The following is a 15,960-nucleotide window of genomic DNA, read 5'->3' on the forward strand; positions in this document are numbered from 1 at the left end:
CGCAATCGCGGGTTTTTTATGATATTCATATTTTATTCTGGTAAACCATAGTGCTGGAAAGAAGACTGTTTAGGAATTCGATAAGCATTACGCCCCAGTAATTGATTAATAATCACTGAGTTTCGGGTTGCTCCGATCCCTAAGTCTGGAGAACCTACACCTTGCTGAAAAATCTCGGCATTTTGAATGAAAATTCGACCTTGGCCCTGATCACAACGTAAAGCCGTAAAGTCTTCTTGAACAATACAATCATTTTTATCATCAACCGCTAAAATAGAACCTTTCATATTTTGGAACCATTCTGGCCAATCATGAACATAGCCTGTAGCCGCGACAAGGGCATCAGTTTCTAAATCGCAACGTTGATCGAGTTGGGTATGCAAACAGGTTAAACGCAGAGAACCCGATTCAAGTTCTTCAACCGATACAACTTCACAGCTTGTATATAGACTTAAACCAGATTTCTCACCAGCCACTGAACGCTCATAAAGTACATCATATATATCACCAATGGTTGAGAAACTAATTCCTTTATAGATCAGGCCCTGACTAGCAGCAATATCACGACGTTTATCTCTAGGCAGACTTTGGAAATATTGCATATATGCAGGAGTAAAACATTCTTGTCCAAGCTTAGAATATTCCATCGGGTGAAAGCCGGCAGAACGTGTGATCCAACGAATAGATGCACCTGCTTTTACTTGTTCTGGTGTAAGTGAATTAAATAAAGCAAGTACACATTCTGCTGCACTCTGGCCCGAACCAATAACCGTGACTTGTTTACATTGTTTGAGTTGTTCCTGAATTTTTGCAAACTCCGCAGAATGTTTTACCAAAGGGTGTTTGCATGTTTCTAGCCATTTAGGAATTCGAGGTTTAGTTCCAATACCAATCGCCAGATTTTGGCTTATATATTTTTGTTTTTCGCCCGAGGCTGATTCACTTTCTATAATAAATTTATCGAGTTTGGCGTCATATTCCACATGACTTACGTTTTCTCCAAATTGACAGTCTGGTAACTGTTTTGAAGCCCAACGGCAATAATGGTCATATTCACGGCGTGGAATTAAAAAACTGTCGTAATAATAAAACTGATGTAAACGATCATGTTGATGTAAATAATTAATATAGCCTAATGAATGGCAAGGATTGGCCATAGTAACCAAGTCGGCAAAGAAAGGAACTTGTAATGTCGTGCCTTGCAATAGCAACCCTTCATGCCATCGAAATTCTGGTTTGCGTTCTAAAAATACGCTTTTGATTTCGGGATGATGAGACAAAAGAGCAGCTAAACCTAAGTTGAATGGCCCAATACCAATTCCGGTAATATCTATTTTTTTCATGTTTATACTTTATCTGTTTCCAAAGTTATGAAAGTTAAAAATACGAATTAATGTGGTGTTAGTAGTTTCTCTACATCAGCAATATTGCGACATTGAATAAGTTGAACAGGTGAGAGCTGAATCGCGTATGTTTCATTAATACGTTTTGAAACGACCTTTAAATGATGTGGACGCAGGCCGAGATGAGTAAAATGAGTTGAGTTGTCCACTTCCTTATTTGGCATGTGACCTATTACTTCTAGATAAATGTCGAGTAGTTGATTTTGCTGTTTGGTATTATTTTCAAGTGGTGTAGATGAATGGTCGGACTCAGTATTCTTAAAATATGGCCTTTTATTTTGAAGCTCATTGAAAAAATTGCTGAGATCAAAACTGAATATTTCTGAGCCAATAATTTGCTTGATTGCTAATTGCAGTGCATTCAAGAAATCTTCAATCATATGGGAAGGAAATGCTTCTTGGGCATAATCAATATCGAAAATTAAAGCGCCGTCATTTCTTGTGCTAAAGCGAATATCAATTGCAACTTGAGGTGTTTGAGTAAGGCCATCTTGTTGCTGAATAGGATGAGATTCAGATAATACAGGCCATGACAAACCATTTGTAATTACAATTGGTAGTACTGGAGCAACACCAACTTTTTCAAATAATAGTCGAGCGAGATCAACGCCTGAAAATGAAAGATGCTGTAAACCCTCTAAAACTTCCGTCTGCAAACGGTTTGCTTGTTCAGCAAATTGATCTGAAGTTTTCCACTCAACAGCAATAAACGTAGAGCTATTTGAAAATGGTCCGGCATAGAGGGGAAGTGTAGGAACAGCAACGCATAGAGATTTGTCCGTGCTCCAATGAGATAGCACTTCCAAAATAATCGCCATAATAATTGAGTTTTTAAACAGTGAATGTTTTGCACCAATTTTAGACAACTGTTTAAATTGATCTTTTTCTATAACTAGACTGTTACGTTGGTAACGTGAAGTCGGTAAATGTTGTAAGGGTGTTTTCCAAGGAAGCGCTGGAATAGACGATAATTTAGAAAATTTTCTTTCCCAGTAAGCCATATCTTCCTGATGAACAGGTAAGCTATTTTCAGCTTCATTTTCTTCTATTTGCGTTTGGATATCATGTTGTTGTCCGTCGAATAGCTCTAACATAAGTGAAGCTATAGATCGGCCATCTAAAATTAATGCATCAAAGCGGACAAAAATCGTTAGTAGATTATTTTTTAATAAAAATACGGTGATATTCCAAGGCGACTGATTTAAATCAAATAGCTCATGCGTATAACTATTTTTATAGGACTGGATGTGGTGAGCAGCACGTTCAGGTTCCCATGTCGTTAGGTCTATTTCTTTTAAATTGACACTCACTTGATCGCTTACATATTGTTCTAACCTATTTTTATCAATATAGGTTCGTAAGCTGTCATGCCGCCGTACCATTTCTGTCAATCGTTGTTTTAATAAAACAATATCCATTTTGCCGTGATACTGCCTAAACTCTTGCATGGCAACACCACCTAACGGAAGGGCCTGAGTTCGACCTAATAGGTAGGCTTGCTGTAACGCGTTTAATGGTTTTTGAGACGTACGATCTGACGAGGTATTTTGTACTGGGCTTATAATTTGTGTATTCAGTTGCTCAGGATGTGCGGCAAGATTTTTAAGTAAATGAATGAAAGATTCAAATAAATTCGTGATCCATTCTTTGGGTAGAGCATCTAAACGGATGTCCCAATTAACTAAAATACCGTCATCTACATGAGCAACTTGTGCATCAAGTGCAACTTGCGGTCCTTGTGAAATGACCCAATTCATTGAGCCAAAAACACGGCGGACACGTTCGGAAAGTAAATTATCATTTTCTAAGTCGAGTGCCGCTGTAAATACCACGGGAGCAATCTGTGCACTACCATGATAACGGGACAGGTCACGTAGAACATTCACACCCGAATAATGTGAATGCTCTAATAACTCAAGCATTTGATTTGCTATTTGTTTGCAGAATGCGGCTAAGGTCGTTGTCTCTTTCATATCGACATTTAGAATGACTAAATTAGCGAAATCACCAATAGTGCCTTCGACATTTTTTAAAACCGGTTCACGCCAAAAAGTAGGAATATTCAATCGGAAGCTGTGATCTTTGGTTGCATGACTAAGCGTATAGGCAAATAAACCTAGTATTAGGTTAGTCAGAGTAATGCGTTGTTCTCTAGCAAGTTGTTGTAATGCTGTTCGTTCTTTTGGCGACAACCAAGTTCTTAAACGATCACTTTTTGCTGTTTTAAATTCTTGATTAATGAAAGGTAAAGACGGAGCAGGGCTAATATGAGGCAAACGTTGTTTCCACCATAAGCGGTCTCGTTGGTTTAATTTTTTTAGGTCAGGGTCCGTCCGTATTTTTTGATACCAGTCAAAAAAATTAGGCGGGCGGGAGAATGATATTTCTGGGTCTTCATAAAACAAAGAAAGATCTTCCATTAAATTCAAGAAGCTGGATGGATCTATAGCAATCATGTCCGTATCTATATGAAAACGGAAAATGTTATTTTTAAGAACACTTACAGAAAATCTTGCAGTCTGGCCCTGACTTAAATCAAGTTTTTGATGGGTCCATTGCTCCCGTTTTTGCATGAGCATTTGCTCAATTTGATGATTGCTAAGCTTTGAAAAATCATCGACTTCTAATATCTGTTGAGCCTTCTCAGACATGATATTTGCGATGCCATCTGCGCTCAAACTTAATCTCAAAATAGCGTGTTCTTTATAAAGTCGTTGAAGTGCTAAATGTAATTTTTGTAGATCAATAAATTGACCGTCAAATTCTGCATAGAGGTGGGCAGCAACCCCACCTAAAGTTGCGTTGCCAGAGCGGCCAAACCAGCAGGCCGCTTGCATCGAAGTTAATTCACACATTGAACGATAACTCGGTTGACAAATTAATCTTGTTTCAGCATCATACAAACAAATGAAAATGATTACCAGTTGCATTTGTTAATCATTTTCAATTTTGCTGTGAATATATAGCTTGTCCGTCTTAAGAGTTTTCTTTTGTCGGTATTCAAATTAAATATTTATACCGATATGTAAGAAAATTTAAGAAGAATCAATAGCTTGATAACCATTAAATTAAATTGAATATTTAGAATGTCATGAAAAAACAGTTGATTGAGTTTGTTCACTGGTCTCCAGAGAGAGCGCAACACTATCGAAATAAAGGTTATTGGATTGACCAACCTTTGACGCGCATTTTAACGGTAGGGGTTCAATCGCATCCGCATTCGCCGGCAATTATTTGTGGTGAGCGTCAGTTAAGTTATATCGAGCTGGACCGGCTATCAACGAATTTAGCTTCTCGACTAGCTGAAAAAGGCTTGGGCAAGGGTGATACTGCGTTAGTACAACTTCCCAATGTTACGGAGTTTTATATTGTCTTTTTTGCCTTGCTTAAAGCAGGCGTGGTTGTGCTCAATGCACTATATAGCCATCGCCAATATGAACTAAATGCCTTTATTAAACAGATTCAACCTAAGCTTTTAATTGGTTCGCGTCAGCATGAAGTCTTTAGCAATAATCAATTTATTGACTCACTTCATGAAGTAGATTTAAGTCCTGAAATTATTTTGATGCTCAATCATCAAGCTACCGATTTCGGACTATTAGACTGGATTGAAACACCAGCAGAGACCTTTGTCGATTTTTCATCTACACCTGCTGATGAAGTTGCTTTCTTTCAGTTGTCAGGTGGAAGTACGGGAACACCAAAACTTATTCCACGCACGCATAATGACTATGACTATAGTGTGCGGGCCAGTGCCGAGATTTGCGGTTTAAACACAAATACCCGGTTATTGTGTGCTCTGCCAGCTCCGCATAACTTTATGTTGAGTTCACCCGGTGCATTAGGCGTTTTACATGCAGGTGGATGTGTTGTTATGGCACCAAATCCTGAACCGCTCAATTGCTTCTCTATTATTCAAAGACATCAAGTCAATATGGCATCTTTAGTGCCGAGTGCTGTCATTATGTGGCTAGAAAAAGCCGCTCAATATAAAGATCAAATCCAGTCTTTAGAGTTGCTTCAAGTGGGAGGAGCAAGTTTCCCTGAATCTTTAGCCCGTCAAGTTCCTGAAGTCCTCAATTGTAAATTACAACAAGTATTTGGAATGGCCGAAGGCTTGGTCAATTACACCAGACTCGATGACTCCGATGAGCAAATCTTTACAACCCAAGGGCGTCCTATCAGTTCTGATGATGAAATCAAAATTGTAGATGAGCAGTATAAAGAAGTCCCAGAAGGTGAAATAGGGATGCTTGCGACTCGGGGACCTTATACCTTTTGTGGTTATTACCAAAGCCCTGAACATAATTCACAGGTCTTTGATGAGGACAACTATTACTATTCGGGCGATCTCGTGCAGCGTACCCTTGATGGCAATTTACGTGTGGTAGGAAGAATTAAAGACCAGATTAACCGTGGTGGTGAAAAGATTGCTTCGGAAGAAATAGAAAAACTTATTCTTTTACATCCGGAAGTTATGCACGCAGCTTTGGTCGCAATTGTTGATGAACAATTCGGTGAAAAAAGTTGTGCCTATATTGTCTCTCGCAATCCTGAACTTAAAGCTGTTGTGCTCAGACGCCATCTCATGGAGTTGGGCATTGCACAATACAAACTTCCAGACCAGATCAAATTAATTGAAAGTTTGCCACTGACCGCAGTCGGTAAGGTCGACAAAAAACAACTTCGCAGCATTTTAAATACATCTACAACATCTTAATAAATATTGAGCAGCATATGGCTATTGCAAAAATTTCCACTTATCTCATGCCCAAAAGAGAGAGTTATCCAAATAATAAAACAGACTGGCAGTTAGATCCTTCTCGAGCAGTTTTATTAATTCATGATATGCAACGCTACTTTTTAAATTTTTACGATGCTGAAAGTGAATTAATTAAAACGGTTGTTAATCATTTAGTTCAACTAAGAACTTGGGCACATCAGAACAATGTTCCGGTTGTCTATACAGCACAGCCTTATGAACAACCAGCGGAGGATCGCGCATTACTGAATGCGATGTGGGGACCGGGTTTGCCAGCCTCAACAATCGATCAGCAAAAAATTATTGATCAACTTTCTCCTGCTGAACATGACATTGTCTTAACGAAATGGCGTTATAGCGCGTTTAAACGTTCGGATTTGCTTGAAAGAATGCAAAATTGGAAACGTGATCAGCTCATTATTGGCGGTGTCTATGCCCATATCGGGTGCATGGTTACGGCAATTGAAGCCTTTATGAGTGACATACAACCCTTTCTTGTTGGGGATGCAGTTGCCGATTTTTCAGAAGAAGAACATCGCTTAGCTTTGAAATATGTATCTTCACGTTGCGGTCAAGTTGTGGATACCGAATCTGTAGTGGGGCAGGTGGCAACAGGCATTACACGACCTTGGCTAGAGCAAAAGGTCCAGCAGCTTATTGAAGAAGATGAATTAGATCCAGAAGAAAACCTGATTCTTTATGGATTGGACTCATTACGGATTATGCAGTTTTCTTCGGAACTCAAAGCGCAGGGAATCAATATTAGTTTTGAAGAATTAGGACGCACACCCACTTTATCAAATTGGTGGTCATTGGTGGATGCACGGCAAAGGATTGCAGGGTAGAGGGTTGCCTCATAAGGCATACGACAAATCCTGGTCGCTAAATTTATACATAAAATTTATATCTTTGATAGCGACTCCTTAGACGACTTGTAATCGTCATATTAACGGAGCAAAAAATGATTTTATCGCCTGCTGATCAAGAGAAAATAGAGACATTCTGGAATTACTGTTTAAAACATCAATACTTCAATATTGGGTATCCTGAATCTGCAGATTTTGATTATTCCGCTTTATTCCGTTTTTTCAAATTCTCTATTAATAATTGTGGTGATTGGAAAGACTATAGTAATTACGCATTGAATTCTTTTGATTTTGAAAAAGATGTGATGGCGTATTTTGCTGAAATTTTTCAAATTCCCTTTGAAAAAAGCTGGGGGTACGTAACCAATGGTGGCACAGAAGGTAATATGTTTGGCTGTTATCTGGCGCGTGAGCTATTTCCAGATTCCACATTATATTACTCAAAAGATACGCATTATTCGGTTGGGAAAATCGCCAAATTATTGCAGATGAAATCTTGTGTGATCGAATCATTGGATAATGGTGAAATCGACTATGATGACTTAATCCATAAAATAAAAACTAATAAAGAAAGTCACCCCATTATTTTTGCAAATATTGGTACGACCATGACTGGCGCGATTGATGATATTGAAATGATTCAAGAGCGCTTAGCGCAAATCGGAATCATGCGCAGAGATTATTATATTCATGCCGACGCTGCCTTAAGTGGCATGATTTTACCTTTTGTCGAGCATCCTCAAGCATTTTCTTTTGCTCATGGTATCGACTCGATTTGTGTATCTGGCCATAAAATGATTGGCTCACCGATTCCGTGTGGCATAGTTGTGGCCAAACGCCAAAATGTAGAGCGTATATCGGTAGATGTTGACTATATCTCTACACGTGATCAAACCATTAGTGGTTCACGCAATGGTCATACCGTCTTGTTGATGTGGGCGGCAATACGTAGCCAAACCAATTTACAAAGACGACAGAGAATTCAACATTGCCTAAAAATGGCCCAGTACGCGGTTGATCGTTTTCAGGCAGTGGGTATTCCTGCTTGGCGGAATCTGAATTCAATCACTGTAGTATTTCCGTGTCCTTCTGAGCACGTCTGGAAAAAGCATTATCTGGCTACCTCTGGAAATATGGCTCATTTAATTACTACGGCACATCACCGAGATACACGTCAGATTGATAGCTTAATTGACGACGTTATTTTTGATTTACAAGGTGCCTCTAAACGTACAGTTGGTTTTTAGTCATATCAACCAAGATGATTTAGACAAATCCATATTAATTTTTACAGTCTAGAAAATGATCTAAAAATATTTTGATAGGGTGGTTAGGAAGTTTTTGATGCAATTAAAGTTTTTAAAAAAATACTTTTTATATGATTTTCTTATTCATGCTTTTTTAAAGCCGAAAATGGCAATTCTTGCGGGTCAATTGAAGCGAGATTTTATTTTAAGTACCGCTTTTTCTATGAATATAAAGAGAGATAAGCATGTCTGATTTAAAGTTATCTCATCTGATGACAAACTCTTCCTTGGCACCAGCACTCAAGCCAGCATTTCCTAAATTATTTGCAGGTACGCTTGCTGCCGTATTTTCAGGTTTAGCCATCTTAACTGCCCTGTGGGGCATGATTCAGTTGATTGGTTATTTATCTTCTTATTGGGTAATTTTTTCAGCGGTTTTTTGGATAGTCGGGGCGGCATTGGCAGCACTGGCTTCATGGTTAGTGCATGATGCAGAGGCTGGATTTTCGGCACGATTACGTCGTCAAATTGCTCATCATTTAATTCGGTTACCTAACACAACCCTATCAAAACAGGGTGACCAAAACTTAAAACGACTGGTTTCAGACGATATCGCAACTTTACATCATATGGTGGCGCATTTACCGTCGGAAATTGCGATTTTTGCTGTAATCCCTTTAGTTTCTATTGTTTTATTAGTTGTGTTGGTTGGCCCGATGGCACTTTGGGTGTTATTACCTGGGGCAATTGCTTCACTCTATTATTTAATTATTGTTCCCCATGTATCAAAACGGGATGGCGCTGCGCGTATGCAGGTCATGCTAGATATTATTGGTTCTGCTGATGATTATGCGCGCGGCATTCGTGATAACCGAATATATGGGCAACAATCAGGCGCTTTAACAGCCTATACTCAAGCAGCACAAAATTTCACTCAAAATATGGTGTCTTGGGTGAGTAAAGTCGCCACACTCGCTGCTTTTGCCACTGCACTACTACAAGCTGTTGCAACCTTTGCCATAGCCTATTTTGTAGCTTATCAATACGACAGCATGACCTTGGCTGCAACACTTTTCTTTAGTTTGGCCATCGTGACACCTTCACTACGTTTAGGGCATGGTCTTGATTATGTCGCTGCTGGGCGAGCTGCAGCTACTCGTTTATCTGCATTCTTAGAAGAGCCAGTACTCTCATCCGGCAATCTACAACAGATTGAGGAAGATGCAACACTTGAAATAGTTAATGCAAGCTTTGTAATTGAAAATCAAAAGGTATTGGATCGATTAAGTTATTCATTTCCAAAAAATTCAATTACTGCAATTACAGGGCCGAGTGGAGTTGGAAAAACTACCTTACTGCGAGCACTTGCTGGGTTCGCTGTATTGCAAGAAGGTGTCGTTCAATTAGCAAAAACAGATATTTTGCAATTACATGAAAAGCTAAGACATGAAAAGGTTTTGTTTATTCCCCAAGGTGGAGATGTATTACCGACCACAGTAAGAGAAAACTTGTCCTTATCTGCCATTAATGCAAATGATGAACAACTTGAGCAGGCATTACTCAAGGCCCAACTAAAAGTAGATTTAAATGCAGATGCAACTTTACTTTCAGGCGGTGAAAAACAGCGCATAGGTATAGCGCGTGCTTTTTTATCCTCAGCTCCTATTATTTTATTAGACGAGCCAACGAGCGCACTCGACCAGACCAATGCGACAAAAATAATATTGGAATTAAGCCACTTAGCTAAAAACCAGAATAAAACCATCGTCATGGTCACTCATGATCTCGCCTTAGCTGCTCATGCTGACAACAGGTTAGTGCTTAAAGGCCCAACTGACTCAGGGAAATCTTTATGAATACTCCTGCTAAATTAAATAAAGATCAGATTTTTTCGATGCTTCCTCGTGCGGCCAAACAAAAATTAATTATTGTTGGTATCGGATGGATCATTGTTGCAGCAATTGAAGCAATCGCATATACCGTATTGGCATTTGCAATTGTCAATCAATGGTCACCAAGTTGGGTTCTCATCAGTGCAATTGCAGCAATATTGGTGACGGTGGTAGTTACTCGTGCTGGCTTCCTCACGGGTGTACGTTTAGCAGGGGACCTATTTGCTGAGTTAGGCAAATCTTTAGCTCGTGCTAAGCTCTCTTGGTTTACCAATGAACAGCGTGCTCAGATTAAGACGATTGCTGGACAGGGAATTCCTGGGTTTATGAGTATCCCTGCTCATCAATTGCAAACCTTTTTACATGCCCCATTTATGCCTTTGTTTCTAACAATAGGAATAAGCCTGCTTGCCGGAGCAGGCGTAGCATTTGTCGCTTTAGGCTTACTTTTACTCTCTTTATTTGCTCAATTCCTGGCACAACGTGCACTCATGCATATTGATAAAAAGCGTAATACTGCCGATTTAGCTGCTTCACAAGCAACGCTGGAATTGGTTGATCATGTTGAGTTATTACGTACAGCAGCAGGTCCTGAACGTGCGGTCCAAAGACTAGAACATCGTTGGGAAGAACAAGAAGAGACATTAGTACGAATCAACCGTGCTGCTGCATTTGCAAGTTTTATTGCAACCTTAGCAAGTGTTTTACCGATTGCAGGGATGGCAACATATCTGGTGATCGCTGGTGTCAATCATGCTGCTTTGGTGTTGGCATTACTTGTCTTGATTGGGCGTGCAGCAGCGCCCTTAGGTGAACTCGCTACTGCAGGGTTACATATTAATGATTTGTTTGCTGCACTGCGCAACTTTAATCAGATCACACATCCACCTGAGTTGCTTGAGCCATTACATCCCCAAATTCCTACTGGCCATCATATTTCGGTACAAGGCGTTAGCTATGCGCCAGCACTTGAAAATATGACTCTCGACATCGCATTGGGAAGCAGAGTATGGGTTACCGGACCAAGCGGTAGTGGTAAGAGTACTTTACTTGAATTGCTTACACGGTTTGATGATCCACAAAGAGGAAAAATTACCCTTGGTGGCATAGCTCTTGATCAAATGAAATATGAAGATTTGGTTTCAAATATCGCTTATGTCACACAAGAACCTATTTTGTTCACAGGAACACTAGCTGAAAATATCCGTTTAGGAAAACCTGATGCAACTGCTGATGAAATAGAAAAAGCTGCAAGAGATGCCGCATTAGGGGCAATGATTGACCGTAGTTCAGAAGGAATTAATCAATCGGTTGGTAAACAAGGCACCGCATTGTCGGGTGGTGAACGTCAGCGGGTCGCAATTGCCCGAGCATTACTTAAAAATGCGCCGATTTTAATACTTGATGAAGCCACTTCTGCCTTGGATGAAGAGACTGAGCAGGAAATTGTTACAACGATACGTGCTCTTTCTTCTACGGTTATTTTTGTCACACATCGTGATTCAGCCATTTGGCAGCCGACTCAAACTATCAATTTAGCTTCAACTTCTGTTTAAAAAAATAGAGCAGAAACCTGATTTAAGCATTTTTTATAAAAGAAAAATGCTTAATATTTGGAGAATTCTTAAGTGAATAAACATCAATATAATATGTTTTGTTTACCGCCTGCGGGGAGTAGCGCGAGTATTTATCATCCATGGAAAAAGCAGATCTCTGACAATATTCGCATTATTCCTATTGAATATTCGGGTCATGGTATAAAAATAAATGAACCATTGATTGATGATCCTAATCTATTGGCTATGCAAATTGCCAATGAAATACAAGCTTACTCAGACACGCCGTTTATTTTATTTGGACATAGTGTAGGAAGTGGCTTGATTTGGAAAGTACTCAATTATTTGAATGAAAAACCCATAATTGATCAGTTGAGATTAATTGTTATAAGTAGCCGACCTGAGCATCACTATATTCAACATATGCGGTACAAGCATGAGCTAACTGATGAAAAAATTATTGATGAATTAAAGCGATACAATAATTTTCCTGACGAAATTTTAAATAATCAGGATGCACTCACATTCTTTCTCAAAATCATTCGTAACGACTTCTATCTTAGTGATCAATTGCTTAGCGAGAACATTCATAAGACTGAGGTTCCGATTGTTGCATTTTACGGCAAACAGGACCCTGATATTCCTAACAAAAGAATGATGGATGCATGGCAACAACACACAGAAAATTGGTTAGGAAGTATTGAGTTTGAAGGGGACCATTTCTACTTTCTTAACCCCGAGACCCGACTAAAGATGCTTGAAAACATTGCTGCCATCGTTGAAACATTGACCGTGAATATTGAATAAAGTCCACGCTATGAATACGGAGAAGCAGTTAAGTAGAGGGGCTAATTCATATCTGGATGAAATAAATATTCAATATGAAAAGCTAACAGCTTTCGGGCTAGAGATACATAAAGTCCAGCTCAGCCAAATCAAAGAAATATTTCAACTTGATCATATATATCAGGAGCTGAATATATTTCTTCCACCGAATATAAAAAGCTCACGCTTCATTCGTCAATTAGAGTTCTTGACTGGGCGCTTAGCAGCCAAATATGCATTACAAAGCCTCAATTTACAAGATTCTATTATCTATCAAGGTAAACATGGGGAACCTCTATGGCCAGAAGACGTGATGGGTGGGATTAGCCATGTTGGATCAAAAAAATCATGTCATGCCATCGCATATGCTAGGAATAACACGGTTAAAGAAAAAACATTTGGGATCGATATAGAATCTCAAAAACATTATGTTTTTTTTAAAAAGAAAGATGAATTTTATGATGTTTTTCTAAATAAAAACGAACAAGCAGAAATTGAAAAACTGCAGAAAAAACAAGCATATTTTTATTTGGTAATATTTTCCGCTAAAGAAAGTATCATTAAAGCAATTTATTTGAAATATAAGCAAATTATTGATTTTAAAATTATAAAATTTAAACAACTAGATGGTGAGTTTATTTATTTTCACCTTAGACAAGAAAGTTTAATCGAGATAAATCTAGAAGTTAAAGTTCAATTTTTTTATACAAATAACGAGATAATTACAATTTCTTGCATTGAAAACTAAATTTTTATTGATAATAATAATCATTTGCATTAAGGTGTGTTTCAGTATTTTTATACTCCTATATTTAAAAAGAAGTACTACAGAATTTTCTTGAAAAAAATCAGTGTGAGAGGTGATATTCAGATGATGCAGACTCAAATATCAGTAGAGCAAAATTTAGATCATATCGGTCAAAAGAAATTTTCATGTTTTTCTACGAAGAATTATTATCTCGAAGTGAACGAATTCGTTAAAACGGTAAATACACCTGCAGCAAATACGGCACTATTTAATGAAGAGATTGCAAAATGTTTTGAAGAAATTAAAAAGCAAGGACATCAAAATCCAGTTTTAATTGGTGCTATACCTTTTGATATTACAAAGAAAAGTAGCTTAAATTTTTATGCTGATCATAAAAAAATAACACAAGCATCTTCTACGATTAACTCATTAAAAAATCGTAATAATGTTGAGGTAATTAATAAATCATTACTTATTCAACGCCAAAAATTTGAAGGTACAGTGCAGTTAGCATTAGATGCTTTTGAAAAAAAGAAGGTAGAAAAAGTCGTTCTTTCTCAGGCTGTTGAATATGAGTTTAACCGTCATCAAGAGCCAGAAAATTTATTGGCTGCTTTATTAAAACAAAATCCAAATGCTTATAATTTTGTGATTCCAGTAGAACATAATAATTATATTCTAGGCGCAAGCCCAGAACTGCTTTTATCAAAAGAAGGCCGTATTGTAACCAGTAATCCTTTGGCCGGTTCTAGACCCAAATCTCAGATTTCTGAAATAAATTTCGTCAGTCAACAAGAATTAAATCATTCGGAGAAAGATCAACATGAACATCGAATTGTGGTTGAAAATATTATTAGAAATTTAGCCACTCATTGTGTAGAGCTCAAGGTTTCTGAATTTCCAGATATTTTAGAAACATCAACAATGTTGCATTTATCATCAGAATTCCAAGGTGTGCTCAAACAACAGGCACCGAATGCATTAAACCTCGCATTAGAATTACATCCAACACCAGCAGTCTGTGGCTCACCAACCAATGTTGCTAAGCAGTTTATTTTAGATCATGAAGGTTATGACCGACATTATTACACGGGTTTAGTAGGTTGGATGGATGCCGAGGGTAATGGAGAATGGGTAGTGACGATTCGATGCGGTCTACTCAGTGAAAATAAAATGCGCTTATATGCTGGTGCTGGAATTGTGGAAGGATCAGATGCTGAAGCTGAATGGTTAGAAACAGAAGCCAAAATGCAAACCATGCTGAATATTCTAAATACAAAAATTGCTGTGTAATGAGTAAACCTAGGCTGGTTTTATTTTTATAGTCAAAACAATAACTAAATATCCACTGAGATATATTAAAAATTTAATAAAAAAGCCTGCATAAAGCAGGCTCTTTTATTTAAGAGGATTATTCTAAGAATTTAACAGTTACGCCAGAACGTACTTTACTTCCTAAATCATTTGCATCCCAGTTGGTTAAACGAATACAACCGTGTGAAGCTGTTTTAGAAATTAAAGATGGATTTGGTGTTCCGTGAATACCAAAAGACTTTTTACTTAAACCAATCCAGATATTACCTACAGGAGCATTTGGGCCTGGTGGTAAAGAAAGAGGTTTTAAGTTTTTACCTTGAATAAAGTTTGAAGGTGAGTAGCTATACCAAGGGTTACGAGCTACACCAACTACCTTGTAAGTACCGGTCGGAGAAGGCGTATCAGTACTGCCAATTGTTGCAGGAAATGACGCAATCATTTGGTTGCGGCTATTGAAGAGATACAGTTGTTTTGCACCTTTATGCGCAATAATCAAATGAATATCTTCTGGTAAATCATTGCGTACGTTTGGAACAATGATTTTTTCGCCCGCTTTCTTGAATGTCGCAGTTGGGTTAATTTTCTTTAAGAAAGCTTCATCAATGTGAAACTTCTCGCCCAACATTTCGCTAACACGCGTGTAGTACAGACCTTTCATTTTAGCCTGTAACGCATAGTCAGAAGGAATTGATTGTGCGTATGGGCCTTTTAAATCAGCATCAGTAATGGTGTATTCAATAAATGCTGGCTTGGTTTGTTTAGCAATTAACGCATCCCAAGTTTCTTTAGTGAGTTCACCAGTAGGTGACAAACCATTCATTTGTTGGAATGAAGAAATTGCTTTTAATGTGTTTTTACCGCTCATGCCATCAATCGCACCTGGTGATGCATGTGCATTATTCAGCATAACGTGTGCGCGTGCGTAAACTGGAAGTTGGCCTTTCCCATTATTTTCAGACCATTCTGCCGAGTTTAAGCTATCTAAAGTCCATGATGCAGCGGTTGTCGCAGGAGTCGTAGACGTAGCAGTGGTTTTAGCAACAACTGGAGTCGACGCCGCGATGCCTGATTCAGCATTTGGGTCTTCAGTTTTCTGTAAATTTTGTAATGTTGTTGACGCTCGATTTAAGTCATTTTGTTCTTGAGCGGTAATTTGTGTCGGAGCTTGAGCTTGTACATTAGAAGCTGCTTCTACTGCTAAAGGATCAATCGGATCTTCTACAGGAGCTGATACCTTTTTAGGGTTCAGGGGTTGCTCAGTTGTTGAAGCAGCAAAAGCAACATTAGCAATAATACAACTTAAACTCATAGCGAGTAATGAGCGAACAAACATGTAATTCAACC

At 38.4% G+C, this 15,960-nt stretch carries 11 protein-coding genes; 8 read left to right on the top strand and 3 right to left on the bottom strand.

The window, feature by feature from the left end; translation table 11 throughout:
• Nucleotides 1-32: 32 nt before the first annotated feature.
• Nucleotides 33-1,343 (bottom strand): putative histamine N-monooxygenase, encoded by a 1,311-nt coding sequence (gene basC, locus HLV59_RS05330; RefSeq protein ID WP_171429480.1) that lies wholly within the window; start codon nucleotides 1,341-1,343, stop codon nucleotides 33-35.
• A gap of 47 nt (nucleotides 1,344-1,390) precedes the next feature.
• Nucleotides 1,391-4,333 carry an acinetobactin non-ribosomal peptide synthetase subunit BasD gene (gene basD, locus HLV59_RS05335; protein ID WP_216606758.1) on the bottom strand — a complete coding sequence of 981 codons (2,943 nt, stop codon included), beginning with the start codon at nucleotides 4,331-4,333 and terminating at the stop codon, nucleotides 1,391-1,393.
• A 161-nt stretch (nucleotides 4,334-4,494) separates the two neighbouring features.
• On the opposite strand from basD, the gene basE reads away from it, so the two are divergent.
• From basE to basJ, 8 genes are all read left to right on the top strand, one after another.
• Nucleotides 4,495-6,123, top strand: a complete 1,629-nt coding sequence (basE, locus tag HLV59_RS05340) for a (2,3-dihydroxybenzoyl)adenylate synthase BasE (protein ID WP_171429481.1) — start codon at nucleotides 4,495-4,497, stop codon at nucleotides 6,121-6,123.
• Between the two features lie 17 nt (nucleotides 6,124-6,140).
• Nucleotides 6,141-7,010 (top strand): acinetobactin biosynthesis bifunctional isochorismatase/aryl carrier protein BasF, encoded by an 870-nt coding sequence (gene basF, locus HLV59_RS05345; RefSeq protein ID WP_171429482.1) that lies wholly within the window; start codon nucleotides 6,141-6,143, stop codon nucleotides 7,008-7,010.
• 116 nt (nucleotides 7,011-7,126) lie between these two features.
• On the top strand, nucleotides 7,127-8,278 hold the full coding sequence (gene basG, locus HLV59_RS05350; RefSeq protein WP_061875699.1) for an acinetobactin biosynthesis histidine decarboxylase BasG: 1,152 nt from the start codon (nucleotides 7,127-7,129) through the stop codon (nucleotides 8,276-8,278).
• Between the two features lie 245 nt (nucleotides 8,279-8,523).
• Nucleotides 8,524-10,134, top strand: coding sequence for an acinetobactin export ABC transporter permease/ATP-binding subunit BarA (gene barA, locus HLV59_RS05360; protein WP_216606759.1), 1,611 nt, complete (start codon nucleotides 8,524-8,526; stop codon nucleotides 10,132-10,134).
• On the top strand, nucleotides 10,131-11,726 hold the full coding sequence (gene barB / locus HLV59_RS05365; protein ID WP_171429483.1) for an acinetobactin export ABC transporter permease/ATP-binding subunit BarB: 1,596 nt from the start codon (nucleotides 10,131-10,133) through the stop codon (nucleotides 11,724-11,726). Before barA ends, barB begins: the two co-directional genes overlap by 4 nt.
• Nucleotides 11,727-11,798: 72 nt before the next feature.
• Nucleotides 11,799-12,533, top strand: coding sequence for an acinetobactin biosynthesis thioesterase BasH (gene basH / locus HLV59_RS05370; RefSeq protein ID WP_171429484.1), 735 nt, complete (start codon nucleotides 11,799-11,801; stop codon nucleotides 12,531-12,533).
• A gap of 10 nt (nucleotides 12,534-12,543) precedes the next feature.
• Nucleotides 12,544-13,299: a 4'-phosphopantetheinyl transferase family protein gene (locus HLV59_RS05375; protein ID WP_081175844.1), complete on the top strand. Its 756-nt coding sequence runs from the start codon at nucleotides 12,544-12,546 to the stop codon at nucleotides 13,297-13,299.
• 123 nt (nucleotides 13,300-13,422) lie between these two features.
• Entirely contained in the window at nucleotides 13,423-14,592 is a 1,170-nt protein-coding gene (gene basJ / locus HLV59_RS05380) for an acinetobactin biosynthesis isochorismate synthase BasJ (protein ID WP_081173125.1), read from the top strand.
• A 118-nt stretch (nucleotides 14,593-14,710) separates the two neighbouring features.
• Here the strand turns inward: basJ and HLV59_RS05385 are convergent, their stop codons facing one another.
• Entirely contained in the window at nucleotides 14,711-15,949 is a 1,239-nt protein-coding gene (locus tag HLV59_RS05385; protein WP_081173127.1) for a L,D-transpeptidase family protein, read from the bottom strand.
• Between the last annotated feature and the right edge of the window lie 11 nt (nucleotides 15,950-15,960).

Source organism: Acinetobacter lactucae, assembly GCF_013122135.1.
In the GTDB taxonomy this organism is placed as follows: Bacteria; Pseudomonadota; Gammaproteobacteria; order Pseudomonadales; family Moraxellaceae; genus Acinetobacter; species Acinetobacter lactucae.

What these genes read in the sequence shown, in the direction of transcription:
- basE (WP_171429481.1), top strand. Translation starts at nt 4,495, where the DNA reads ATGAAAAAACAGTTGATTGAGTTTGTTCACTGGTCTCCAGAGAGAGCG.
- basC (WP_171429480.1), bottom strand. Translation starts at nt 1,343, where the DNA reads ATGAAAAAAATAGATATTACCGGAATTGGTATTGGGCCATTCAACTTA.
- basF (WP_171429482.1), top strand. Translation starts at nt 6,141, where the DNA reads ATGGCTATTGCAAAAATTTCCACTTATCTCATGCCCAAAAGAGAGAGT.
- barA (WP_216606759.1), top strand. Translation starts at nt 8,524, where the DNA reads ATGTCTGATTTAAAGTTATCTCATCTGATGACAAACTCTTCCTTGGCA.
- basG (WP_061875699.1), top strand. Translation starts at nt 7,127, where the DNA reads ATGATTTTATCGCCTGCTGATCAAGAGAAAATAGAGACATTCTGGAAT.
- basD (WP_216606758.1), bottom strand. Translation starts at nt 4,333, where the DNA reads ATGCAACTGGTAATCATTTTCATTTGTTTGTATGATGCTGAAACAAGA.
- basJ (WP_081173125.1), top strand. Translation starts at nt 13,423, where the DNA reads ATGATGCAGACTCAAATATCAGTAGAGCAAAATTTAGATCATATCGGT.
- barB (WP_171429483.1), top strand. Translation starts at nt 10,131, where the DNA reads ATGAATACTCCTGCTAAATTAAATAAAGATCAGATTTTTTCGATGCTT.
- HLV59_RS05385 (WP_081173127.1), bottom strand. Translation starts at nt 15,949, where the DNA reads ATGTTTGTTCGCTCATTACTCGCTATGAGTTTAAGTTGTATTATTGCT.
- HLV59_RS05375 (WP_081175844.1), top strand. Translation starts at nt 12,544, where the DNA reads ATGAATACGGAGAAGCAGTTAAGTAGAGGGGCTAATTCATATCTGGAT.